General features: G+C 65.7%; 23 protein-coding genes. 15 read left to right on the forward strand and 8 right to left on the reverse strand.

Going from position 1 to position 22,213, the window contains the following annotated elements:
- Positions 1-110 precede the first annotated feature (110 nt).
- Together ACN0T5_RS04945 and ACN0T5_RS04950 are read left to right on the forward strand one after the other, a co-directional pair.
- The gene (locus ACN0T5_RS04945) at positions 111-476 is read left to right on the forward strand and encodes a TIGR02301 family protein (protein ID WP_417767509.1); all 366 of its coding nucleotides are present in this window, start codon (positions 111-113) and stop codon (positions 474-476) included.
- Between the two features lie 146 nt (positions 477-622).
- Positions 623-895, forward strand: a complete 273-nt coding sequence (locus ACN0T5_RS04950; RefSeq protein WP_417767510.1) for a hypothetical protein — start codon at positions 623-625, stop codon at positions 893-895.
- A gap of 128 nt (positions 896-1,023) precedes the next feature.
- Here ACN0T5_RS04950 and ACN0T5_RS04955 read toward each other — a convergent pair whose 3' ends face one another.
- Entirely contained in the window at positions 1,024-1,653 is a 630-nt protein-coding gene (locus ACN0T5_RS04955; RefSeq protein ID WP_417767511.1) for a LysE family translocator, read from the reverse strand.
- 210 nt (positions 1,654-1,863) lie between these two features.
- Here ACN0T5_RS04955 and ACN0T5_RS04960 point away from each other — a divergent pair, with 210 nt between their 5' ends.
- Positions 1,864-2,550 carry a hypothetical protein gene (locus tag ACN0T5_RS04960; protein ID WP_417767512.1) on the forward strand — a complete coding sequence of 229 codons (687 nt, stop codon included), beginning with the start codon at positions 1,864-1,866 and terminating at the stop codon, positions 2,548-2,550.
- Positions 2,551-2,565: 15 nt separating this feature from the next.
- Positions 2,566-2,940, forward strand: a complete 375-nt coding sequence (locus ACN0T5_RS04965) for a DUF427 domain-containing protein (protein WP_417767513.1) — start codon at positions 2,566-2,568, stop codon at positions 2,938-2,940.
- Positions 2,941-3,138: 198 nt separating this feature from the next.
- Here ACN0T5_RS04965 and ACN0T5_RS04970 read toward each other — a convergent pair whose 3' ends face one another.
- Positions 3,139-4,407 carry a L,D-transpeptidase family protein gene (locus ACN0T5_RS04970; RefSeq protein WP_417767514.1) on the reverse strand — a complete coding sequence of 423 codons (1,269 nt, stop codon included), beginning with the start codon at positions 4,405-4,407 and terminating at the stop codon, positions 3,139-3,141.
- 337 nt (positions 4,408-4,744) lie between these two features.
- Between ACN0T5_RS04970 and ACN0T5_RS04975 the strand changes: the two genes are divergently transcribed.
- A complete protein-coding gene (locus tag ACN0T5_RS04975) occupies positions 4,745-5,503 on the forward strand; it encodes a hypothetical protein (protein ID WP_417767515.1) in 759 nt (252 codons plus the stop codon).
- A gap of 6 nt (positions 5,504-5,509) precedes the next feature.
- Here the strand turns inward: ACN0T5_RS04975 and ACN0T5_RS04980 are convergent, their stop codons facing one another.
- Positions 5,510-6,334, reverse strand: coding sequence for a class II glutamine amidotransferase (locus ACN0T5_RS04980; protein ID WP_417767584.1), 825 nt, complete (start codon positions 6,332-6,334; stop codon positions 5,510-5,512).
- Positions 6,335-6,667: 333 nt separating this feature from the next.
- Between ACN0T5_RS04980 and ACN0T5_RS04985 the strand changes: the two genes are divergently transcribed.
- The 4 genes from ACN0T5_RS04985 to ACN0T5_RS05000 all read left to right on the forward strand — a co-directional run bounded on the left by ACN0T5_RS04985 (position 6,668) and on the right by ACN0T5_RS05000 (position 9,835).
- On the forward strand, positions 6,668-7,591 hold the full coding sequence (locus tag ACN0T5_RS04985; RefSeq protein WP_417767516.1) for a YgfZ/GcvT domain-containing protein: 924 nt from the start codon (positions 6,668-6,670) through the stop codon (positions 7,589-7,591).
- A gap of 13 nt (positions 7,592-7,604) precedes the next feature.
- Entirely contained in the window at positions 7,605-8,255 is a 651-nt protein-coding gene (locus ACN0T5_RS04990; protein ID WP_417767517.1) for a YfbR-like 5'-deoxynucleotidase, read from the forward strand.
- A 96-nt stretch (positions 8,256-8,351) separates the two neighbouring features.
- On the forward strand, positions 8,352-8,873 hold the full coding sequence (locus ACN0T5_RS04995; RefSeq protein ID WP_417767518.1) for a tyrosine phosphatase family protein: 522 nt from the start codon (positions 8,352-8,354) through the stop codon (positions 8,871-8,873).
- On the forward strand, positions 8,870-9,835 hold the full coding sequence (locus tag ACN0T5_RS05000; protein WP_417767519.1) for an NUDIX hydrolase: 966 nt from the start codon (positions 8,870-8,872) through the stop codon (positions 9,833-9,835). Before ACN0T5_RS04995 ends, ACN0T5_RS05000 begins: the two co-directional genes overlap by 4 nt.
- On the opposite strand, the gene ACN0T5_RS05005 is transcribed toward ACN0T5_RS05000, so the two are convergent.
- A complete protein-coding gene (locus ACN0T5_RS05005; protein WP_417767520.1) occupies positions 9,816-10,358 on the reverse strand; it encodes a MarR family winged helix-turn-helix transcriptional regulator in 543 nt (180 codons plus the stop codon). The genes ACN0T5_RS05000 and ACN0T5_RS05005 overlap by 20 nt on opposite strands.
- A 129-nt stretch (positions 10,359-10,487) precedes the next feature.
- Here ACN0T5_RS05005 and ACN0T5_RS05010 point away from each other — a divergent pair, with 129 nt between their 5' ends.
- The 4 genes from ACN0T5_RS05010 (at position 10,488) to ACN0T5_RS05025 (ending at position 15,414) form a co-directional block, all read left to right on the forward strand.
- Positions 10,488-10,976, forward strand: a complete 489-nt coding sequence (locus tag ACN0T5_RS05010) for a PaaI family thioesterase (RefSeq protein ID WP_417767521.1) — start codon at positions 10,488-10,490, stop codon at positions 10,974-10,976.
- 71 nt (positions 10,977-11,047) lie between these two features.
- Positions 11,048-11,734 carry an RluA family pseudouridine synthase gene (locus ACN0T5_RS05015; RefSeq protein ID WP_417767522.1) on the forward strand — a complete coding sequence of 229 codons (687 nt, stop codon included), beginning with the start codon at positions 11,048-11,050 and terminating at the stop codon, positions 11,732-11,734.
- A 218-nt stretch (positions 11,735-11,952) separates the two neighbouring features.
- The gene (locus ACN0T5_RS05020; RefSeq protein ID WP_417767523.1) at positions 11,953-13,224 is read left to right on the forward strand and encodes a cell wall hydrolase; all 1,272 of its coding nucleotides are present in this window, start codon (positions 11,953-11,955) and stop codon (positions 13,222-13,224) included.
- Between the two features lie 327 nt (positions 13,225-13,551).
- Positions 13,552-15,414, forward strand: coding sequence for a GGDEF domain-containing protein (locus ACN0T5_RS05025; protein WP_417767524.1), 1,863 nt, complete (start codon positions 13,552-13,554; stop codon positions 15,412-15,414).
- A gap of 73 nt (positions 15,415-15,487) precedes the next feature.
- Here ACN0T5_RS05025 and nadC read toward each other — a convergent pair whose 3' ends face one another.
- The 4 genes from nadC to ACN0T5_RS05045 all read right to left on the reverse strand — a co-directional run bounded on the left by nadC (position 15,488) and on the right by ACN0T5_RS05045 (position 20,457).
- Positions 15,488-16,354, reverse strand: coding sequence for a carboxylating nicotinate-nucleotide diphosphorylase (nadC, locus tag ACN0T5_RS05030; RefSeq protein WP_417767525.1), 867 nt, complete (start codon positions 16,352-16,354; stop codon positions 15,488-15,490).
- Positions 16,351-17,985 carry an L-aspartate oxidase gene (locus ACN0T5_RS05035; RefSeq protein ID WP_417767526.1) on the reverse strand — a complete coding sequence of 545 codons (1,635 nt, stop codon included), beginning with the start codon at positions 17,983-17,985 and terminating at the stop codon, positions 16,351-16,353. Before ACN0T5_RS05035 ends, nadC begins: the two co-directional genes overlap by 4 nt.
- 242 nt (positions 17,986-18,227) lie before the next feature.
- On the reverse strand, positions 18,228-19,310 hold the full coding sequence (nadA, locus tag ACN0T5_RS05040) for a quinolinate synthase NadA (RefSeq protein ID WP_417767527.1): 1,083 nt from the start codon (positions 19,308-19,310) through the stop codon (positions 18,228-18,230).
- 256 nt (positions 19,311-19,566) lie between these two features.
- Positions 19,567-20,457: a LysR family transcriptional regulator gene (locus ACN0T5_RS05045; RefSeq protein WP_417767528.1), complete on the reverse strand. Its 891-nt coding sequence runs from the start codon at positions 20,455-20,457 to the stop codon at positions 19,567-19,569.
- Positions 20,458-20,627: 170 nt separating this feature from the next.
- On the opposite strand from ACN0T5_RS05045, the gene ACN0T5_RS05050 reads away from it, so the two are divergent.
- Both ACN0T5_RS05050 and ACN0T5_RS05055 read left to right on the forward strand, forming a co-directional pair.
- A complete protein-coding gene (locus ACN0T5_RS05050) occupies positions 20,628-21,869 on the forward strand; it encodes an MFS transporter (RefSeq protein ID WP_417767529.1) in 1,242 nt (413 codons plus the stop codon).
- A gap of 79 nt (positions 21,870-21,948) precedes the next feature.
- Complete coding sequence (locus ACN0T5_RS05055) at positions 21,949-22,212, forward strand: hypothetical protein (protein WP_417767530.1); 264 nt, start codon at positions 21,949-21,951, stop codon at positions 22,210-22,212.
- Position 22,213 lies beyond the last annotated feature (1 nt).

Consider the following 22,213-nt stretch of genomic DNA (forward strand, 5'->3'; position numbering starts at 1 on the left):
GCAATGGCTTGCGCAACCCGCCGCGCCGACGCATCTTGCCGGGCATGACGCCGCGCCTCCCAGCCCCCCTTCCGGCTTCCTGCCGCCTCGCGCCTTTCCTGTGCCGCGCGGTGCTTGCCATTGCCTTGCTGATGCCGGGGCAATCGCTGGCCCAGACGGCCGCCCGGGTGGAAGATCCCCCCTATGAGAGCGACCTGATGCGGCTCTCCGAGATCCTCGGCGCCCTGCACTACCTGCGCCCCTTGTGCGGATCGTCCGACGGGAGCCTGTGGCGCGACCAGATGCAATCGCTGCTCGATGCGGAAGTGCAGGACGACGAGCGCGAGCGGCGCTTCATCGAACGTTTCAATCAGGGTTATCGAGGCTTTTCATCGGTTTACCGGCGCTGCACGCCGGCTGCGCAAGAAGCGCTGGCCCGTTATATCGACGAGGGCGGCGCCCTGATCCGCAACGTCACCACCCGCTACAATCGCTGAGCGGATCCTTTCGTCGCGTTAACCATGTTCGCGGGAATTTAGCGAAGATTTTAAGCTTTTCTTTACGGTTCCCGCCCGACTCACGCACAGTAGCCGCCAAAGGAAATACCGGGATCCAGCTTCCGGCAGGCACAGGCGGCTCAACCATGCAAGACACAGAGAACACCGATACCGAGTTCGAAGAGGGTCCGGTCACCGACCAGGACATCCGCCGGATGGCGCTCGGTTATATCGACGATGCCTTCGCGGAAGCCGTCGCCGACGGCATCGATTCGGCTGCCGTTGCGCATGCGGCCCTGTTCACAGCGTTTGCCGACCTTGTGGCCTCGTTCGGCGAGGAGGCGGTCGCCCAACTCGCGGAAGGTCTGCCGGAGCGTGTGCGGCGCGGCGACTACACGATCTTCAAGCCGATGCACTGACCAGACAGCGGCGATCCGGATGCACCACCGGTCGCCGGGAGCCTGTGTCCCGCGGCCCTGGTGTGGCGGACGTGAAGTTCGGCATACAGGCCGCAGCAAGCTTCGAAACGAACTGCAGATCCGGGTGACTAGCCGAACACGTAGTGGTGCAGGAAGATGGCGAGGCCGAAGGCGATCAGCGCGGCTCCCGCGCCCCGGTTGATCCACAACAACCAGGTGTCGTTCATCTGCAGGCGCAGCCGAGAGACCAGCGCCGAAAGCACCACCCACCAGGAGACCGCGCCGGTCAGGACACCGGCGACGAGCATCGCCGCCCCCACGTAATCGCCCGGGTCCGGCGCCCATTTTCCGAGACTTCCGAAGATTGCCAGGAAGCCCAGCACGACGCCGGGATTCGTCGCTGTCATGACGAAACCGGTGACGATCCCCGACATGAGGCTCGGCGACGGCGCGTCGTCATTTTCCATGTGCGGACGGCTCAGCAGGATACGGATGCCGAAGACGATGACCAGCAGGCCGCCGATCGTCTGGATGACGGCACTGTTCTCATCGACGAAATCCGACACGGCGGTCACGCCGAAAGCCGCGAAGCTCGCATAGAGGCCGTCGGCGAACACGGCGCCGAGGCCGGCACAGAAGCCGGCGAGAAAGCCCGACCGCAAAGCGCGCTGGATGGCGGCGATGTTGATCGGCCCGACCGGTGCGCTGGTCGCCAGACCGACCCCAAGACCTACCAGGAAGAAGAACGGTTCCTGCAAAGACGTTCGTCCCCGTCGTCTGTTTGCGCGCCCGCATCCGGGCGCGTCCTTCCGCCATCCCTAGCGACCGCCTTGCACAAGCTCAACCGCACAATCGGACTTTTCGTCTGTTTCGGCGCCGGCTGCGTCTCTCGATCCTGTGATTTCAACGCGCCACGGCGTGGTATAGGGTCCACGCATCGCCCTGAACCGGGACCCGAAAGGATTACCATGCTACCGGTCCGCCCGCTTGCCGTCATCGTCGTGCTGCTTGCCACCGCCCTCGCACCGCCAGCCGGGGCCGCGAGCGTGCAGACCGAGAGGATCCAGGTCCAGCCGACCGAGGAGGCCGTCGAAACGCAAAAGATCCCGGTCGAGGACCTGAAGCCGCAAGAGCCCTTTGCCGAACCGGGCACGGCAGCGTCGGGCGCCTATGGCGCCCAGCCAGTCCATCTGCCCGAGGTGTTCTATGGCGATGCGGACCTGCCGAAACCGGTGGCCCGTACCCGCGCCCAGTTGCTCGAGGCTGCCCATGCCGGCGACCTGGAGCGGCTGCGCATGGTGCTCGAAGGCAACGAGATGATGCCGACCCTCACCTTCGGCGAAATGACCGATCCGATCGAGTACCTGAAGTCGGCCTCCGGCGATCCGGAAGGGCTGGAGGTTCTCGCGATCCTGACGGAAATCCTCGAAACCGGCTACGTTCATGCCGACCAGGGCACCGCTCAGGAAATGTATATCTGGCCTTATTTCGCACGCATGCCGCTGGCACGGCTATCCAAGGAGCAGAAGGTGGAGATGTATCGCATCGTCACCTCCGGCGATCTCGCCGAAATGGAAACGACCGGCGCCTGGACATTCTACCGGGTGGGCATCGGCCCGGACGGGACGCTGCATTACTTCGTTGCAGGCGACTGATCAGGAGACGGTTTCATGGCCAATCCGGCCCCCGGCTTTGCCCGCCATCCCGGCCATGCGATCACGCTGCACCGGTCCGGCGAACGCATCCGCGTTGCAATCAAGGGTATGCCGCTGGCGGACAGCCGCAACAGCGTCACCCTGCGCGAAAGCGGCTATCCGGACTTGCATTACCTGCCCAGGGCGGACATCCGCATGGACCGGCTCCTGCGCTCCACCCATACGACTCGTTGTCCGTTCAAGGGCGAGGCAACCTACTGGAACCTCGACGCGCCCGGCAGCGAGATCGCAAACGCCGGGTGGGGCTACGAGAGCCCCTATGACGAGGTGGCGGAGATCGCCGGGCATGTCGCCTTCGATACCCGCCTGGTCGACATCACGATCGGCTAGTCACCAGAATCTGAAGTTCGTCACATTTCCCGGCATGCTCCAAACGAACTTCAGATTCAAGAGGGTGACTAGCAAGTTTATGTTTCTAGTGTGGTTTTCGAATTTGAAATACGCTCTGGGCGTGCTGCCAAAGTGAGGCGTATTTCAAATTCACCACACCAGGACGACCAGGAAACGTGAACGAACCGTCCGCCGCCCTTACTGGCGGGTCATCACCACGAAGTCGGTGCCGAGCCCGGAATGCAGGCGGAACGGCCGGTCGGTGACCATCAGCGAGGAGCCGAGCGCAAGGTTGGCCTCGACGAAGGCACGGGCGTCGTCGCTCCATTCGAAGCGGTCGAGCACGCTGACCGAGCTGACGCCTTCGGCTGCGTCCGCGACAACGTTCATCCAGCGCGGCTTCTCGCCCTGTCCGACACCGCCGATGACCGTGAAGAGATGGGTTCCGAGCGGCGCATCCGGGTCCTTCAGCACCACATTGGCCGAAAACACTTCCTTGAATTTGCGCCGGACATAGAGCCGGCCGGTTGCCGGCCCCGGTTCGCCGGCCTCGGCATAGAGCGCCTTGAGAACGACGTCCGTCGGCTCTCCGGTAACGGGAAGTTCGGCCCCTTCCTGGAACAGGCGGATCGCGGCCCGTGTCTTGCGACCGATCACGCCATCTACCGGACCAGGTTCGTAGCCGAGCCGGTCAAGCACGCGCTGCAGGTCGCGCAGGCGCTCCTGCGGGCTTGTGCGGGTGACGAGAATGCGCAGCGGCTCGCGCGGAAGCTCCAGCGCCGCCTCGGAGACCCCGAGCGCCCCGATCGTGTCGGACGCGCTGTCCTCGACCGGTCCGGGAAGTCCGGGACGCAGGCCGACATCGAGGCTCGCCACCGTCGTTTCGGGCAGGCGCAGCGCCGGCAGGGACACATGGGTGATTTCATTCGGACGCGTGCGCTCGCGGGTGACGATCACATGACCGCCCCGTCCCGTCATGGCGAAGAGCTCCTTGGCGAAACCGCGCGGCAGGCGCACACAACCATGCGAGGCCGGATAGTTGGGCACGCGACCTTCATGCAAGGCAATGCCGGACCAGGTCAGGCGCTGCATGTACGGCATCGGTGCATTGTCGTAGATGTTCGAGAAATGCCGCCGGCGCTTTTCCAGGATGCTGAAGACGCCGGTGGGCGTGCCATATCCGCTCTTGCCGGAGGAAATCCTGACAGTTTCCACAAGGCGGGTGCCGCGATAGACGTCGAGTTCCTGATCGGACAGCGAAACAAGGATCTGCAGCGGTGCCTCGGACATGGCGGCCTGGTCGCCGATGCCCGCCACGTCGCCGGCCACAGGCGTCAACGCCTTGCCATCGCGCGCCTTCACCGGCAGCGCGCCCATTGCCAGCATCGCCACGACGGCACCGGCCACCACCTGTCCGGCAAAAGCGCCCTTCGACGCGCCACGCATGGTCTTCAAAATCTCGATCATCCGCCCAACCTTCACCCTTGGATTTCTACGGCGAGACCGCATTTAAGCGCAAACCCGTGAATCCGACGTTAGTTTCGACAAGGTTTGGGCTTGTTTGACTCAAATTGCCGTGATGGCGATCACAAAGAACGCGGTTGCACACTGCAACCGATTCGCCCTTGTCCACATAAAACCTCGATAAATCGCAAAATATCCTTGCTTCGGTCGGGCATTTCTCGATTGCGACTCAGGTCGCGATTCGGAATCTTTTAACCACGGTGGCCATTCCGGCCGACAACCCAGAAGACAAGACGACCAGAAACGTCGCCCGGACAACGGGCCGGCGAAGGAGATTGCCGTGTTCAAACCGCAGAATGGCATGGAGCGCAAGAGCCCGAACCTGTTCACCGACATCAACGAGATCCGCATGTCGGATTGTCCTGTCGAGGCCGATGCCCTGCCGGTGGTGAACCGCCTGCTCCAGCACCACCCCTGCTTCCGCAACATCAGCGAAACCTTCGAGGCCGGACTGTTCGACATCGTCGAAATGAACTTCATCGAATGCAACCCGGGCCAGGAGCGCGCCCTGCGCGAGCTGGTGTATCTGCTGTCACGGCGGATCCTCGACATTTTCGAGGCTTCGCTCCTGATGAAGCAACTGTCGCTGGAAGACGGTTCCGCGAAGCTGACCAGCATGCAGCTGGCCGCCTTCATCGAGACCGCCCGCGAGGAGGCACAGATCCAGTGCCTCGACATCAACGAGTTGCGCCCCGCCTCCGAGGACCTTGCCTACGCGGCCGTGCTGAGAAGCATCTTCGACGAGTTGCGCGCCTATCTCGGCCTGCCGACGCTCGACCTCGAATTCCTCATCGTGGATATCAAGGCCTGCATGGACCTCGTCGTCCAGCGCCACGTCTGGCGGCGGATCCGCATCGAGACCGAAACCCACCGGCGCGTCGGAGAGCAGGTCGAATCCCTGATGGCACTGGCACACGATGCCGGCCAGAACCGCATTCCCCGCCTCTTCACGCTCCGCCCGATTCCGGCAAGCTCCCGCATCGCCAGCATTTCCGCAGCCCTTGGCGGCTCGCGCGGTTCCCTGCCAAGCCCTGCCTGACGCAGGTCAGGACGAGATCGACCGTATCGGACGTTCGACGGGCCCTGCGCCGTGGACCGGACCGATCGCGTGAACGGCGACGCCGTCGCCGCCCAGTTCGTAGAGGGTATCGGGTTCCACGACACGCCAGCGCGCGCAAGGGCCTTCAAGCGGTTCGGACGCGAAGGCCCGCCCGCCGTGATCGAGGCAGTCGGACAGATAGAGCGATGGCGCCCGTCCGTCATCGGCGAACCGGAAGGCGAAGATGCGCTCGCCGTCACTGAAGGCGCAGGTCAGTCGGATGGGCTCGCCGCGTGTGCCGCGCCGTTCGGCGATCTCAAGCAGCCGGGCGAGCGTTGCATCGAGCGCCGCCTTCGGATCCGTATCGAGACCGTTGCTCAGCAGCAGCAGGAAGAAGAGTTCCGAATCGGTGGTGCCGCGCCGCGTGGCATAGAACTCGTCGGAAATGCAGGCTTCCATGTCGCGGCGCAGCCCGGCGAAATTGCCGATGCAGCCATTGTGCATGAAAGCCCAGCGCCCATGGGCGAAAGGGTGGCAATTGTCGCGCGAGGCGGCGCCGGTCGTCGCCGCCCGCACATGGGCGAGAAAGAGCCGGGAGCGCACCAGGCGGCAGACGCTCGGCAGATTGGTGTCGGCCCAGGCCGGCAACACGTCCTTGAACAGGCCGGGTTCGGGAAGGTGGCCGTACCAGGCAATGCCGAAGCCGTCGCCATTGACGCGCAGCTTCGCTTCCTGCGCGTCCTGGCTCTGGACGAGCAGGGAATGGCGCGGGCGGGCGATGATGTTTTCCAGCGGAATTTCGGCACCGAGATAGGCAGCCAGACGGCACATGGCGGTACGACCTGAAAGCGCCGCGCCGGAGGAACCGGCAAAGCGGACCGGAGACGCCCGCATGCTACCGCGCAACTGGTAACAAAGCGTGTCGAATTTGCGGCTGTTCACCATTTCCGCGAGTGACATGTCCCTTCTGAATGTCGATCACCTTCCCCGTCTCCGGCCGCACTAGCGACCTGCCCCCCGCCGACCGCGCCGTCACCTTCGACCCGGGGCTTGCCGGGACCTTGTTGACCCGTAAGATCCGGCCTATGTGGCCATGAGCGGAACGTGGCGGCGGCGAGTCGTCCCACGCCCCTGCCGCGAATCGCCTCGAGGACCGAAATGAACATGACCGGCATCAGCGAGCCCCCCGGGAACACCCAAGACACGACGCGGGCCGCCGCAAGGCTCGACTGGCGCGGCCTTGTCCGTGTCGGCGGGCCGGATGCGCACGACTTCCTGCAGAACCTCCTGACCTGCGATCTCGACAAGGTCGATACGGTGACGGGCGGCTATGGCGCGCTGCTGACGCCACAGGGCAAGATCCTGTTCGATTTCCTGATCCTCGGCCACGGGGACGGTTACCTGATCGAGGCGAACCGGGAGCAGATCGCGGAGTTGGTGAAGCGGCTCGGCTTCTACCGCTTGCGCGCCAAGGTGGAGATCGAGGACGTCTCCGGCGAGCGGGACGTACTTGCCGTCTGGGGCGGCAAGCCCGAGGCGGCGGACACGATCGTCATGGCCGACCCGCGCCTTGCCGGCTTCGGCTGGCGCGCCTACGCACCCGCCACAGGGCAAGACGGAGGTTTCGACGGCTTTTCCGAAGTCCCCGCCTCCGCCTACCATGCGCGGCGCGTGGCATTCGGCTTGCCGGAGGCCCCGTTCGACTTCCCCCCCGGCGACAGTTTCCCGCACGACGCGGACATGGACGACCTCAACGGCGTCGCCTTCGACAAGGGCTGTTTCGTCGGTCAGGAGGTCGTCAGCCGGATGCAGCATCGCGGCACGGCACGGCGCCGCGTCATCAAGGCAAGCGCCGAGGCATCCATGCCCCGAAGCGGAACGGAGATCCTCGCCGACGGCAAGCCGGCCGGGACGCTGGGCAGCGTCGCCGGCAGCGAAGGCCTTGCCCTGGTGCGGCTCGACCGGATCGCCGGTGCGCTCGCGCGGGGCGCCGATGTCACGGCAGACGGCGTTGCCCTCACCTTCACCCTGCCGGAATTCGCAAGTTTCGTCTGGCCGCAAACGGGCAGCGGCGAGGGCGACGCGTGAGGACGGCACTCCCATGAGCCGCACGCCAAGAAAACCGGCGAGCGAGCCGCGCGCCTGGCAACGCATGCTGTCGGGCCGCCGCCTCGACCTGCTCGATCCCTCCCCGCTCGATGTCGAGATCGAGGACATAGCCCACGGGCTGGCACGGGTGGCGCGCTGGAATGGCCAGACCGTCGGAGACCACGCCTTTTCCGTCGCCGAACACTCGCTGCTGGTGGAAAAGCTGGCACGACGGCTGCAGCCGGGCCTTTCCGCCGACGAGCGGCTCTGCGTGTTGCTGCATGATGCCCCGGAATACGTGATCGGCGACATGATCTCGCCCTTCAAGGCGGTGATGGGCGGCAACTACAAGGAGATCGAGGCGCACCTTCAGGCGGCGATCCACCTTCGCTTCGCACTGCCCGCGACCATCCCGGAGAAAACCCGCGTGCTGACCAAGAAGGCGGACACGATCGCTGCCTATTTCGAGGCGGTGGAACTGGCCGGTTTCGACGACGGCGAGGCGGCTCGGATCTTCGGCCAGCCGAACGGTCTCTTTCCCGCAAGCGGTCAGGCACCGAGGCTCGGACTGACCGCATTGCCGGCGGCGAAGGCACAGCTGCTGTTCCTGAAGCGTTTCGAGGAAATCGAAGCGGCACGGCAAACCGGCTCACAGGCGCGGTGACAGGCGCTTCCGCCTGCCCTAGAAAAGGGTAAGGGCGTGTTGCGCTTCGGGACGCAGGAGCGGAGCCGCGACAGAGGTCAAACCGCAGGAGGGGCAATGATCACCGTGTGTTCGCTGGCGCGATTGTCGGAAACCGTCGAGCGCACCGGGGCGCGACGGCTGGTGACATTGATCAGCGCGGGAACCGAAGTGCGCCGCCCAGACAGCATCGCCGCCGACGATCATCTCTTCCTCGCCTTCAACGATATCACCGCACCGGCCGAGGGCCTCACCCCGCCAGGCGAGATACATGTCCGCCAGCTTCTCGATTTCGTTGGCACATGGGACCGGGCGCAACCGATGGTCATCCATTGCTTCGCCGGCATCAGCCGGTCGACGGCGGCGGCCTATATCAGCGCCTGCGCGCTTTCCCCTCATGCCAGCGAGACCACGCTTGCAAAGGCCCTGCGCGCGGCCTCGCCATCGGCGACCCCCAATGCCCGGCTGGTGGCTCTCGCCGATACCCTGCTCGGGCGAGAGGGCCGCATGACGGCAGCGGTCAAGGCGATCGGCCGGGGAGCCGACGCCTTCGAAGGAACGCCCTTCACCCTTGATGTCGCCGCCGCGGGCCGCCCATGATCGAGATCGGCCTCAACGCCGTCATTGTCTCCGTCGCGGACCCCCAGCCGCAGGTCCTGACCATTGCCGCGAAGCCGGAGAACCCTGCCCAGTCCCTGCCCTTCGGCCCGTTCGATCCGACACGCCACAGGACGTTCGAGATCGGCCTGCGCGAATGGGTCGAGGAACAGACCGCGCTGAAGCTCGGCTATGTCGAGCAGCTCTACACATTCGGCGATCGCGGTCGTCACCACATCCACTCGGATGCGGGCCCGCATGTCGTCTCCGTCGGTTATCTGGCCCTTGCCCGGCAGACATTGCGCTCCGACGAGGCCCTGACGCTGCAAAATGCCCAATGGCGTTCGTGGTACAGCTTTTTTCCCTGGGAAGACTGGCGGTCCGGCATGCCGGCCGTGGTGCAGCAGGAAATCCTGCCCGCACTGGACGCCTGGACCTCGGCGCCGGTGCCCAGCGACAGCCCGCCGCGGGCACGCTCGCGGGGCGAGCAGGTGCATCAGGCGTTCAACATCCAGGACGGAATGTGGAACGAGGAACGGGTTCTCGACCGCTACGAGCTTCTTTACGAGGCCGGCCTTCTGGAAGAAGCCCGCCGCGACGGCCGACCGGCAGCCCTGAAGCGCGGCAACCTGCCCGGCCTCGGCCAGCCGATGCTGTACGACCACCGGCGTATCCTGGCCACGGCCATCTCCCGGTTGCGCACGAAGCTGAAATACCGGCCGCTCGTCTTCGAACTGATGCCGCACATCTTCACGCTGACCGACCTGCAGCGCTGCGTCGAGGCGATTTCCGGCCGGCACCTGCACAAGCAGAACTTCCGACGCCTGGTGGAAAAGGGCGACCTGGTCGAGCCGACCGGCGAAACGTCCACCCAGACCGGCGGCCGGCCGGCGGCGCTGTTCCGCTTTCGGCACGAGGTGCTGAAGGAGCGCCCGGCCCTGGGCCTCAGGGTCGGCGGGCGGTAGCCCCGCTTTCCGCCCCGGCCTCCTCGCCGGCTCCATCCCCGCCGTTCCCCTGCAACACCCCGGACCTGGCCTGGCGTGCGCGGCGGGCCTTTTCCGGATCGTATTGCGTGGTGGCGGCTTCGGCCTCGGACAGGAGCTCCCAGAGCAGCGCCACCCGCTCCGGCCCCATGGCATGGCGCATGGTGCCCTCCGCCCGGCGCCAGCCGGCGACGCCCTGCACAAGACGCTCGCGGCCTGCGCCGGTGAGCGCGACGCGGCGCTCGCGGCGATCGCCGGCCGGACCGGTCTCGACAAGTCCCGCAGCCTCAAGCCTGTCGATTGCCCGGGTCAGCGTGCTGCGTTCCGCCCCGACCCGCTCGGTCAGTTCCGACGCGGTCCGCGCCCCGTCATAGGCAAGGCTCGCCAACACGGCGAATTGCTGCGGCGTCAACCCGCTGTCGGCCAGCGCGTGTTCATAGAGACGGGTGACGACACGACCGGCGCGGCGCAGGCGATGACATGAGCAGAAGAGGTTGGCGTTCATGTCGCAAGGTAACACGAGTGCAGTTGCGTGCATAGACACGCAATGATAACCGAAATCGTGGCTTCAGGCGTCTTGCATGGCGGCGTCTTACGTGTATATGTGCATATGCACACAAACGAGGACGATGCGATGGATTTCGGTGGACGCGTTTTCGGGCTTGCCGACCCCGCCGAGGCCGCCACGATGAGCGGGCTCGAGCAGTTGCGCGGTATGATCGCCGGCCGCCTGCCCGCACCGCCGATCTGCCGGACAATGAATTTCGTGCTGACGGAGGTCGACACCGACTTCGCCCGCTTTGAAGGCGAACCCTCGTTCGACCATTACAATCCCCTTGGCACCGTGCATGGCGGCTGGATCGCGACACTCCTCGATTCCGCCCTTGGCTGCGCGGTGCACACGACGCTCGCTCCCGGCGAGGGCTACACGACCGTCGAATTCAAGGTGAACAACGTGCGCCCGGTGTTCGAGACGAGCGGGCGGCTTGTCTGCGACGGCAGGGTGCTGCATCGCGGCCGCCGAATGGCGACCTCGGAAGCCCGCCTGGTCGACGGCAAGGGCAAGCTCGTCGCCCATGGGGTCGAGACCTGCATGATCTTTCCCGCAGGCGAGGCGCGCTGAGAGGCGGGTCCCGCCCGCCGGGGTCGCCGCTGGCCCTTTGCACGGCGCGCGCCGACCGTTATGTGAGGGTGATGCAGGAACAATCGCCCCCAGGCTTGCCGCTTCCCGACCGCGTCTACGCGCCGCCGCGCGAGCCGCTTCTGATCGTGCTGCATCACGACCGTGACCTGCTCGTCGTCGACAAGCCGAGCGGGCTTTTGAGCGTGCCCGGCAAGCACCCGCGACTTGCCGACTGCGTCGCGGCGCGGGCTGCGCTCCTTTACCCCGAAGCGCGCATCGTTCACCGGCTCGACATGGATACGTCGGGCGTGATGGTGCTGGCGCTGAACGCGGCTGCCCACCGTCACCTGGGCCTTCAGTTCGAACGCCGTCATGTCAGCAAGGCCTATGTCGCGCGGGTTGCCGGCCATGTCGCGCAGGACCACGGCACGATCGACCTGCCGCTCTGCACGGATTGGCCGAACCGGCCGCGGCAGATGGTCGATCATGAGGCAGGCAGGGCTGCACTCACGAACTGGCGGGTGCTGACACGCGAGGAGCACGCGACACGGGTGCTGCTGGAACCGCAGACCGGTCGCTCGCACCAGTTGCGCGTTCACATGCGCGAGCTCGGCCATCCGATCCTCGGGGACCCGCTCTACGGTACGCCCGAGTCGCAAAACGGCGCATCACGCCTTCAGCTTCACGCCGAAAGCCTGACGGTCCGCCATCCCGACGGCGGTGCACCGACCACCTTCACCAGTTCCTGTCCGTTCTGAGAAAAGCGCTTTTCCAAGAGCAATTTGGGCTGTTCCAACCCGGTCGCATTAACCATGCCGGACCCAGTACAGGTCTTGGAAATCATGGAAACCGGCGGCATTTCGCCCGTATTAACTCTCTTTCAAGGTTAAACCGCGAGGATCAACTTTAGACATTGCGTCACGGCTCCTGGCCGGACGTTCCCGACCTCTTGCCGCATGGACCGGAGTTGCCGCGTATGACTGGCACGGTGCAAACGCTTGGCCACCGCCTCGCCCCCCGTCGAAGAACCGACGGTCCGACCCGCACGGGGCGGAACACGCAAGGTACGAAGAGGCCCGCTGTCTGGCGGCTCGCCGCCCTTGCTCCGGTGGTCTATCTGGCCTGGTCCGGCTCGATCGGGCAGCAGGACATCACCGCCCTGATCGAGGCCACGCGCGGCAACGCCCCGCGCTGGATGTCGGCCATCGAGGCGGCTCCGCATGCAAGCAGCATGGCCCCCTCCCTCGTGCTCGCCGATGCGTCGCAGAGCCGAAAGGGCGACACTCCCGACTACGCGATCACCAACGCGGCACCTGGCACGGACCCGGCCGTGGTGCGCGGCCTGGAGACCTTCGTCAAGGAAAGCGCCCCCAAGACGCCGCCGGCGCGCACACCCGTGAACCGCTCCGCCAAGGGCGACCGCTACGTGTCGCTCGCTCCCGACCGCGAGATGGTCGGCGTCGCCGCCGGCTCGGTCTACACGATGACCAGCATGATCGGCGGACGAACCTCGGCCGACCTGCCGCGTGTCGCCTTCGTGCGACCCAACATTCCCGCAGGTCTCGAAGGCACGGCACTCGCCAGCGCCGGCAAGACCGGCAAGGGGTCGCCGCTCGACCTGACACGGCTCGCCATGGCCCGCAACGTGGCAGCGACCAGTGTCTCCTATGCCTCCGCCTATGCTCCGCAGGGCATGGCCAATGTGCGCGCGCCCTTCGAGGCGCTGCTTGGCGGAAGCGCCCTGGCGCCGGGCACCGGGGACGAAGCGGCACTTGAAACCAACAAGGACAGCGATCCGTTCTGGTGGGCCAATCGCGCCCTGCCGGCAAGCGTGATCACCGCCAAGGAACAGCGTTGTCTCGCCGAGGCCGTCTATTTCGAAGCCCGCGGCGAACCGGTCGACGGCCAGGCGGCCGTCGCCCAGGTCGTGCTCAACCGGGTGCGCAACCCAACCTATCCCGAAACCATCTGCAAGGTCGTCTATCAGAACCGGCACCTGCGCAACCGTTGCCAGTTCTCCTTCGCCTGTGACGGGATCCGCGACCGGATCACCGAAAAGCCGGAATGGGAGGTGGCGCAGAAGGTCGCTCGCGAGACGGTGTCGGGACAGCGCTATCTGGAAAAGGTCGGCGCCTCGACGCATTACCACGCGACCTATGTGAGCCCGCGCTGGGCGCGCTACATGAAGCGCCTCGACAAGATCGGCCAGCACATCTTCTACAAGACCAGGAATGGCGGCTGGAGCTGATCCAGCCGCCCTGCCGACGTATTCCAAAGCGAGGACGACGGCTCGCTCGACGATCCGCGCAAGGTTCCCTTTACATTTAAATTATATGAGTTTTCTCGCCTGCGGCCTTACCGCGGGAACAGCCACAATGTTCTGATTCGACAAGTCATTACCGCGAGAAGGCCATTCCATGGATTTCGTGCGAAGCTCCGCGCGGTTCCCTGCATTCATACCGTCACCATTCGGCTGCAAGACTGGTGTCCGCCAGTCGCGATTCGGCCGGAGAAAGCCGGCATCGACTGCGCGCACGACCGGATGCAACAGCGCCGGCGGACGAAGGAGCCAGATGTGAGCGACAACGCCGGCCGCATTGCCGAGGCCTTGCGCGCCACCCGCAACCTGCCGCTCTTCATGACGCAGGCCGAGGCGGCGCTTGACTACGCTTTCCAGCCGATTGTCGACATCCATTCCGGAGAAGTCTTCGGCTACGAGGCGCTGCTGCGGGAATTCGAGAGACTGGGGTTCAGCACACCCCGGGACGTTCTCGACTATGCCGCGGAAAACAACCGTATCGCCGAACTGGAAAGCCTGCTCAGGCGCAAGGCGATCGCCAAGTTTGCCCGCATGGGCGTTTCGGAAAAAACCAAGCTGTTCCTGAACATCGACGCACGCAACCTGTCAGCCATGCAGGAACAGCTCGAGGCGACGCAGGCCGCCACCCGCGCCTACGGACTGTCGCCTTGGCATATTTGCTTGGAAATCCCCGAAATCCATGAGCGTTTTGCCCAGAACGACCTGCACAGCTTCGTCACCAGCGCGCGCGACCATGGCTTCGGCATCGCCCTTGACGACTTCGGGCAGGGCTACTCGCAACTGCGCCTGCTTTACCAGTACGAGCCCGGCATCCTGAAGATCGACCGGTTCTTCATCACCTCCCTGCAGAACGACGCCCGCAAGCGGCTGTTCGTGTCCAGCGTCGTGGATCTTGCCCATGTGCTTGGCATCCGTGTCGTCGCGGAAGGTGTCGAAACCCCGTCCGAGCTGCGCGCCTGCCGCGATGTCGGATGCGATCTCGTCCAGGGTTACCTGATCGCGCGTCCCTTCACCGACATCACCCAGGCCCGCCCCGTCTATTCCGTCCAGGGTGACCGGGCAGACCGCCCGGACATGCGCAAACATGCCGATCTCGACTTTCTCGAGCAGGAAATGGCGCGCATCCCGTCGATCAGCGAAAGCGGCTCCATCGCCCAGGCGCTCGACATATTCCAGGCGAACCCGCAGCAGACCATTCTTCCCGTGGTCAACGCCGCCGACGAGCCGCGGGGACTGATCCGCGAAGCAGACCTGAAAAGCTTCCTCTATCTGTCGTTCGGGCGCGACCTGCTGCTCAACCCGACCATCGACAATCACCTGAGGCGCTTCATCCGCCCCTGTGCGATCGCCGACGTCAATGCACCGCTTGCCCGGCTCGTCGACGTCAGTTCGGAGGAGCTTGCCGACGGCATCGTCATCACGCGCAACGGCCGCTACACCGGCTGCCTGCTCGCCCCCTCGCTCCTGAAAATCTCGAACGAGGCCCGCCTGCAGATCGCCCAGGACCAGAACCCGTTGACCAAACTGCCGGGCAATTCGGCAATCTCCGACCATGTCGTGCGGACCGGGGCGGGGGCGGACCGGGACCGGTCCCTGTGCTACATCGATTTCGACAACTTCAAGCCCTTCAACGATGCTTACGGGTTTCGTATCGGCGACCGGGCGCTGATCCTGTTTTCCGAGCTGCTCAAGCGGAAGCTCGACATGGGCCGCGCCTTTGTCGGCCATGTCGGGGGCGACGACTTCTTCGTCGGACTGGAAGACTGGCCGCGCGACAAGGTCGCCCGTCACATGCGCGACCTGCGTGCCGATTTCGCCCATCAGGTGGAAAGCCTCTACAGCCCGGAACATCGCCGGCAGGGCTTCATTCCAGCCGAGGACCGCACGGGGCGGATGCAGACCTATTCGCTCCTGACATGCTCGATCGCCGTGATGCACATTCCCAAGGGGGTCGTGATCGACAATCTCGACATGTTGAGCAATCACATCGCCCGGCTGAAGCAGCACGCCAAGACGCAGGCAGACGGCATCGCCATCGCCAGCATCGGCACGCCGGTCACAGATGTCGGGGCAGGCGCCAGCCTGACGGACCGCCCGCTTCTTCGCTCGACAGCCTGACGGCGGGCGTCAGCCGACACGGAGAGACGGCGAGCCAGAAGAGACCGGCTGTCGGTCCCGTCCCTGCCGGCGTTCACCCGAGAACGATATCGAGGCCGAGATCGAGAACCGGCGCGGAATGGGTGATCCAGCCGACGGAGATCAGGTCGACCCCGGTTTCGGCCACATCCGCAACCGTTTCGAGCGTGATGCCGCCGGAAGCCTCGAGCAGCACCGCGCCATCGGCGATGGACACCGCCTCGCGCAGCATTGCCGGCTCCATGTTGTCGAGCATCACCACGTCCGGACGCGCGGCGAGCGCCTCGCGCAGCTGGTCGAGCGTGTCGACCTCCACCTCGATCTTGACGAGATGACCGGCAAAGGCCCGCGCCGCATCGATCGCGGCGCGCACGCCGCCGGCAACCGCAATGTGATTGTCCTTGATCAGGATCGCGTCATCGAGGCCGAAGCGATGGTTGGCGCCACCGCCGCAACGCACCGCGTATTTCTCGAAAGCCCTCATGCCCGGCGTCGTCTTGCGGGTGCACACGATACGGGCCTTCGTATGCGATATCTTGTCAGCGAACAGGCCCGTGGCCGTCGCGACCCCCGACAGGTGGCCGAGGAAATTGAGAGCGACCCGTTCGGCCGACAACAGCCCGCGCGCCGGCCCGGAAATGCGCATCACCACGTCGCCGGGGACAAGCCGGGCACCATCACCGACAAGCGGCTCCACCCGGATCGCAGGATCACTCAGCCGGAAGGCCGTCTCGGCAAGGGCAAGACCGGCAAGGCGCCCGGGCTGGCGGGCGGCGATGACGGCGGTTGCACCGAGCTCGGGGGACAATGTCGCCTGGGCGGTGATGTCTCCGGCCCGGCCCCAGTCCTCCAGCAAGGCCGCACGAACCGCGTCCTCGACCAAAAGGCCGGGCAGGACCGGAAGGCTGGCAGCCACGCTCATGTCTCGTCTCCGCTGTCGAGCTCCAGCCGGGCCACGGCGGCGCGCCCGACATCGCTGTCACAGGCGGCCGCGACCGCCGCCTCGACATCCTTGAGGGTGACGAAGGAACGCCGGGCAAGCGCGGGATCGGTTCGGGGGAAATCCGACCGCCAGTGCCCGCCGCGGCTTTCCTCGCGCATCAGCGCGGAAGCCGTGACCACCTTGCCGGCGGTCATCATGTTGCGGATCGAGCGGCGCTTGCAACGCGCCTCGAGCGCGTCGATGACGGCCAGCGTTCCGGTCAGCCCTTCCGCGTCGCGGATCACCCCGACACCGGCGGCCATTGCCCGTCGCAACATGCCGATGGCGTCGCGCTCGACCTCGTTGCGCCGGGTCGGCTCCTGGATATGGTCGTCGATGCCCGGCCAGTGCGCGGTGCGCGGATTGGGCATCTGGTTCTGGATGTCCTCGGCGATACGGGCGGCGAAGACGACCGTCTCCAGCAGCGAGTTCGATGCCAGCCGGTTGGCGCCATGGGCGCCGGTGGAGGCAACCTCGCCCGCCGCCCAGAGATTGTCGAGCGAAGTGCGGCCGTTCGCATCGGTCAGCACACCGCCCATGTGATAGTGCTCGGCCGGCGCAACGGGGATCGGTCCGGGAGCCGGGTCGACCCCGGCCTTGAGGCAGGCGGCATACACGGTCGGGAAGCGTTCCGGAAAAGCCGCGCCGATCGCCTCCCGGCAGTCGAGGAACGCCCCGCGCCCGGAGAGCGTTTCGGCGAAAACGGCCCGCGCGACCACGTCGCGGGGAGCAAGCTCCTTGAGCGGGTCGATCTCTTCCATGAACCGGCGACCGGTCGAATCGATCAGCATCGCGCCTTCCCCGCGCAGCGCCTCGGAGGCGAGCGGCGCCGGATCCTGGCCGACATTCAGCGCGGTCGGGTGAAACTGGACGAACTCCGCATCGGCGATCACCGCCCCCGCATTGAGCGCCATGGCGATACCCTGGCCGTTCGCCTCCGGCGGGTTGGTGGTCACGGAGAAGAGATGGCCGATGCCGCCGGAGGCGAGCACCACGGCATGCGCGGGGAAGGCAAGCCGCTCGCGATCGCCGCGGCGGCGGGCGAGCACGCCTGTGACCAGGCGCCCGGCATGCAGCAGTTCCTCGCCCAGATATCCTTCCACGACCCGGATCGACGGCGTCTTGCGAACGGCGGCGACAAGGGCATCCATGATGGCCCGTCCGGCCATGTCGCCGCGCACGCGCACGATGCGGTTGACCGAGTGGGCGGCCTCGCGGGAGAGCTGCAGCCGGCCTTCCAGATCCATGTCGAACGGCACGCCATAGCCGAGCAGGTCGCGGACGCGCTCGCCCGCCTCCTCGGTCATCAGCCGCACGACCTTCTCGTCGCACAGCCCGCCGCCGACGGCCATCGTGTCGGCAGCGTGCGAGGCGGCGCTGTCCTCGTCTGAGACGGCAGCCGCGATCCCGCCCTGAGCCCAGGCCGAGGATGCGCCTTCGCCGATCGGCGATGCGGACAGGATGGTGACCGGGCGCGGCGCCAGCTTGAGCGCGCAGAACAGGCCGGTGAGGCCACCACCGAGGATGACGACATCGTCGATATGCGAAGTGGCAGGGCGGGCTGACGTCATGTTTTCACGTCCGGGGAAGGGCCAAGGGGCCATGGGCAGGGACAAGGCCGGCCGGCGACCTTGGGCAATCGGAGCACAAAGAAGACGACTGGCCGGGATCGCCGCCGCCCGCCTGCCTCATACGCAGGGCATGACGGAGCGACCCGCCTCGACCAATGCCGTCCGGCTCCGATCTTACCCCGTCAATACGGCTTGCCAAACGAATTGCGCCCGAAGCGGGAGGCTCCGGGCGCGACCAAATGTCAGCTCTTGAGGTTGATCATCCGCTCCACCGACTGGCGGGCACGGGCTGCAACAACCGGATCGACGGTCACCTCGTCGCGCATCTCGACCAGTGCGTCGAGGATTTTCGACAGGGTGATGCGCTTCATGTGCGGGCACAGGTTGCACGGCCGCACATAGTCGACGCCCGGCGTTTCCGAGGCGATATTGTCCGCCATGGAGCATTCGGTGACGAGCATCACCTTGCCCGGACGGTTCTGCTTGACCCAGTCGATCATGCCGGCGGTCGAGCCGGTGAAATCGGCCTCGTCGACCACTTCCGGCGGGCATTCCGGATGGGCGATGATCTTCACCGCCGGCTCGATCTCGCGATATTCGCGCAGTTCCGCGGCCGTGAAGCGCTCGTGCACCTCGCAGGCACCCGCCCAGGTGAGGATCTCGACATCGGTCTGGCGCGCCACGTTGGCGGCCAGATACTGGTCCGGGATCAGCAGCACCTTCGGCGCGTTGAGGCTCTCCACCACCTGAACCGCATTGGCCGAGGTGCAGCAGATATCGCATTCCGCCTTCACGTCGGCCGATGTGTTCACATAGGTGACGATCGGAACGCCCGGGTGCTTCTCGCGCAGGGCGCGCACATCGGCGGCCGTGATCGATTCGGCGAGCGAGCAGCCCGCCTTCATGTCCGGGATCAGGACCGTCTTGTCGGGGTTGAGGATCTTCGCGGTCTCGGCCATGAAGTGCACGCCGCACTGGACGATCACGTCCGCGTCGGTCTTGGCCGCTTCCTTGGCGAGCGCGAGACTGTCGCCGACGATGTCCGCCACCCCGTGGAAGATCTCCGGCGTCATGTAGTTGTGCGCCAGGATGACCGCGTTGCGCTCCTTCTTGAGCTTGTTGATCGCATGGATCACCGGCGCCAGCACCGGCCACTCGATCTGCGGAATGAAGTCCTTGACCTTCTCGTAGACCGGCGCGGTCGCCTCGGCGACTTCCGGCGTGTAGGCAAGTTCGGGCCGCTCCAGGGGCGCGAAGCCCGGGGCACGCGCCGGGACGGCGCTGGCGGCGGGACGGTGACCGATATCGAGTGCAATGGTGGCCATGATGACCTCCCTGGCTTTTCCGGACCGGCCGCGAGGCACGATCCGTCGACAAAGAGCAATGCGTCGATCCGGGCAGCACGCTTGCGCGCGGCAGTCGCGGACCTTCTTTTGCTCAATTTGAGCATAAACCGCCGTTTAAAAAACGCGGCAATAGCCGTCGGTTATGCTCGTACGGGGTATATATAGGCACCCACCCGGCGCTTGCCAATGTCTTTCTTGTCGCAGTATCGATATTTTGTAGGATGAATGAATATTTCTATTCGATTTCAAACACTTGCTCGACTGCCCGGCGCACGGCGCCGAGCGCCGGTGCCAGAGCCGGCAAATGGCCGGCCGTCATCATCCAGACCGCGAGGCGGGCGGTAAAGTCGGGGACCTCAACGATCTGAAGCCGGTCGCACTCCATGCTGGCACGCACCATGCGGCGGGGAATCAGGCCGATACCGACCCCGTCGGCAATCAATTGCAACTGCTGCGGAATGCCCCAGACGGAGGCGGCAACGGTGAGCGACTTGCCGCTACGCAGAAACCGATGCTCCAGTCCGGTTCGAAAGCCGCAGCCGTCAGGATTGATCACGAAAGGATGGTCGGCGAGATCCTCGAGTTCCATGCGCTCCGGCAAGCCGGCGGAACGCGCGGCAACCACGGAGACCTCCTCCATGCCGACGCGGATGGCCGTTTCGCGTGGATCGGGGCCCTTCTCCTCCCTCAGGAAGACGATCGCCGCATCGAGCTCGCCGCCGCGCAGGGCCGCACGCAGATCGATGCTCGGTCCGGTGCGCAGGTCGAGCCGGCCGTCCGGCACGTCACGTGAGAGCCCGCCGAAGACCGGCCGCAGCACGGCATCCATGACACCGGGCGTTACCCCGAGACGCAACACCTGGCCGGCGGACGGGCGACCGACGGCGCGGCGCAGATCCTCGGTGGCGTGCAGGATATCGACACAGGCGCGATAGGCGGATCGCCCCTGTTCCGTGGGACGGGCCGGCTTCTGGTCGCGGTCGAGCAAGGTGACGCCGAGGCTTTCCTCAAGCCGCTGGAGGCGGCGGGTGATCGCCGGCTGGGTCAGGTGCAGGCGCGCCGCCGCGTGCGCGAGCGAGCCTCCCTCGACCACCGCGACCAGGGCGCGCATATCGTCGATGTTCATGCCGTCTCCCGTTCCACCCCGTTTGCGTGACTGTCTGAAGGCATCCTTACATGCAAGATCGGAATGTCTTGGATAAATATGTTTCATTATTTTTATGTCATCAAATCCCGCATAGTCGCGGCAACTGAGACTGCCGGCCATCGCGCCGGCCCTTCGCCGGGAATTCCACGATGACAACCGCCTCCCCTTCCCCGCTGCCGCGTGTCGCGGTCAGCCTGCCGCTGATCATCGTCTGCGGCTGCCTCGTCGCATTGATCAGCTTCGGCCCGCGCTCGGCGCTCGGCCTCTTTCTTGCCCCGATGACGGAGGCACGCGGCTGGTCGCGCGAGATCTTCGCGCTGGCGCTTGCCATCCAGAATCTCGTCTGGGGCGCGGCGCAGCCGGTCGCCGGCATGATCGCCGACCGCTTCGGCACCGCGCGCACGATCGCCTTTGGCGGCGTACTCTACATGACCGGCCTTCTCATCATGGCCCAGGCGGAAAGCGCCCTGGTGCTGCATCTGTCGGGCGGCGTGCTGATCGGCCTCGGCGTCGCCTTCTCGTCCTTCTCGCTGGTGCTTGCCGCCTTCGGGCGGGCCGTCACAGCGGAGAAGCGCTCGCTCGCCTTCGGCGTCGGTACCGCTGCCGGCTCCTTCGGCCAGTTTCTCTTCGCGCCCCTCAGCCAGGGACTGCTCGATGCCTTCGGCTGGCAGGAGACGCTTTACATTCTCGGCGGGCTGATGCTCGTCGTGCCGTTCCTCGCCATCGCGCTGAGGGGCAAGCCGGCGGCCTATGTGCCCGGCTCCGGCATCGCCGACCAGAACCTTGGCCAGGCCATCGCCGAGGCATTCCGCACCCGCGGCTTCATCCTGCTCACCTTCGGCTTCTTCGTCTGCGGCTTCCACGTCGCCTTCATCACCGTGCACCTGCCGCCCTATATCGCGGATATCGGCCTCGACCCGAAATGGGGCGCCATCGCCATCGCGCTGATCGGCTTCTGCAACATCTTCGGAGCGCTGGCCTCGGGCTATATCGGCGGCCGCTACCCCAAGCCCTATTTCCTGTCGCTGATCTATGTGGGCCGGGCCATCGCGATCTCGCTGTTCCTGGTGGCCCCGGCAACGCCGCTGACCGTGCTCGTCTTCGCGGGAACGATGGGCTTCCTGTGGCTGTCCACCGTGCCACCGACATCCGGTCTCGTCGCGGTGATGTTCGGCCCGCGTTACATGGCGACGCTGTTCGGCTTCGTCTTCTTCTCGCACCAGATCGGCTCGTTCCTCGGCGTCTGGCTCGGCGGGCGGCTCTATGACCAGACCGGCTCCTATGACGTGATCTGGTATCTCGGCATCGGGCTCAGCATCTTCGCCGCGCTCATCCACTGGCCGATCCGCGAGGAGCCGGTGGCGCGGCTTGCGGCAGTGCCGGCGGAGTGATCCGCCGGCAATTTCCTTGACGTTGCGTCACGATCCCTGATTGACTTCATCCGCGTCCCCACAACCGGAGATCACGCGGATGAAATGCGGAAGCCTTGAAAACCAGGCGGTCAAGGCCGGAGGCTTGGGCCGCACGCCGTTGAAGGCCGTGCAGCACGCCTTCGCCAATGTCATGGAGGCGGGCAACGGCGGCTGCGGCTTTGCCGGCGAGTGCGAGGCCGGCAAAAGCTGCGGCTTCGTCATCACCCGGATCGTCGAGATCTCCGTCACCATGCAGGCCGACTACTACGAGGCGTCGGTGTCGACCAACGGGCGGTGCCAGTGCATCGACCCGATGCCGTAGC

It is taken from the genome of Stappia sp., from assembly GCF_048261845.1.
In the GTDB taxonomy this organism is placed as follows: Bacteria; Pseudomonadota; Alphaproteobacteria; order Rhizobiales; family Stappiaceae; genus Stappia.

Bases quoted from the DNA above. Each gene is read 5' to 3' on its own strand.
- ACN0T5_RS04950 (WP_417767510.1), top strand. From the start codon at position 623: ATGCAAGACACAGAGAACACCGATACCGAGTTCGAAGAGGGTCCGGTC.
- ACN0T5_RS04960 (WP_417767512.1), top strand. From the start codon at position 1,864: ATGCTACCGGTCCGCCCGCTTGCCGTCATCGTCGTGCTGCTTGCCACC.
- ACN0T5_RS04965 (WP_417767513.1), top strand. From the start codon at position 2,566: ATGGCCAATCCGGCCCCCGGCTTTGCCCGCCATCCCGGCCATGCGATC.
- ACN0T5_RS04970 (WP_417767514.1), bottom strand. From the start codon at position 4,407: ATGATCGAGATTTTGAAGACCATGCGTGGCGCGTCGAAGGGCGCTTTT.
- ACN0T5_RS04980 (WP_417767584.1), bottom strand. From the start codon at position 6,334: ATGTGCCGTCTGGCTGCCTATCTCGGTGCCGAAATTCCGCTGGAAAAC.
- ACN0T5_RS04985 (WP_417767516.1), top strand. From the start codon at position 6,668: ATGACCGGCATCAGCGAGCCCCCCGGGAACACCCAAGACACGACGCGG.
- ACN0T5_RS04990 (WP_417767517.1), top strand. From the start codon at position 7,605: ATGAGCCGCACGCCAAGAAAACCGGCGAGCGAGCCGCGCGCCTGGCAA.
- ACN0T5_RS04995 (WP_417767518.1), top strand. From the start codon at position 8,352: ATGATCACCGTGTGTTCGCTGGCGCGATTGTCGGAAACCGTCGAGCGC.
- ACN0T5_RS05000 (WP_417767519.1), top strand. From the start codon at position 8,870: ATGATCGAGATCGGCCTCAACGCCGTCATTGTCTCCGTCGCGGACCCC.
- ACN0T5_RS05005 (WP_417767520.1), bottom strand. From the start codon at position 10,358: ATGAACGCCAACCTCTTCTGCTCATGTCATCGCCTGCGCCGCGCCGGT.
- ACN0T5_RS05010 (WP_417767521.1), top strand. From the start codon at position 10,488: ATGGATTTCGGTGGACGCGTTTTCGGGCTTGCCGACCCCGCCGAGGCC.
- ACN0T5_RS05015 (WP_417767522.1), top strand. From the start codon at position 11,048: ATGCAGGAACAATCGCCCCCAGGCTTGCCGCTTCCCGACCGCGTCTAC.
- ACN0T5_RS05020 (WP_417767523.1), top strand. From the start codon at position 11,953: ATGACTGGCACGGTGCAAACGCTTGGCCACCGCCTCGCCCCCCGTCGA.
- nadC (WP_417767525.1), bottom strand. From the start codon at position 16,354: ATGAGCGTGGCTGCCAGCCTTCCGGTCCTGCCCGGCCTTTTGGTCGAG.
- ACN0T5_RS05035 (WP_417767526.1), bottom strand. From the start codon at position 17,985: ATGACGTCAGCCCGCCCTGCCACTTCGCATATCGACGATGTCGTCATC.
- nadA (WP_417767527.1), bottom strand. From the start codon at position 19,310: ATGGCCACCATTGCACTCGATATCGGTCACCGTCCCGCCGCCAGCGCC.
- ACN0T5_RS05045 (WP_417767528.1), bottom strand. From the start codon at position 20,457: ATGAACATCGACGATATGCGCGCCCTGGTCGCGGTGGTCGAGGGAGGC.
- ACN0T5_RS05050 (WP_417767529.1), top strand. From the start codon at position 20,628: ATGACAACCGCCTCCCCTTCCCCGCTGCCGCGTGTCGCGGTCAGCCTG.
- ACN0T5_RS05055 (WP_417767530.1), top strand. From the start codon at position 21,949: ATGAAATGCGGAAGCCTTGAAAACCAGGCGGTCAAGGCCGGAGGCTTG.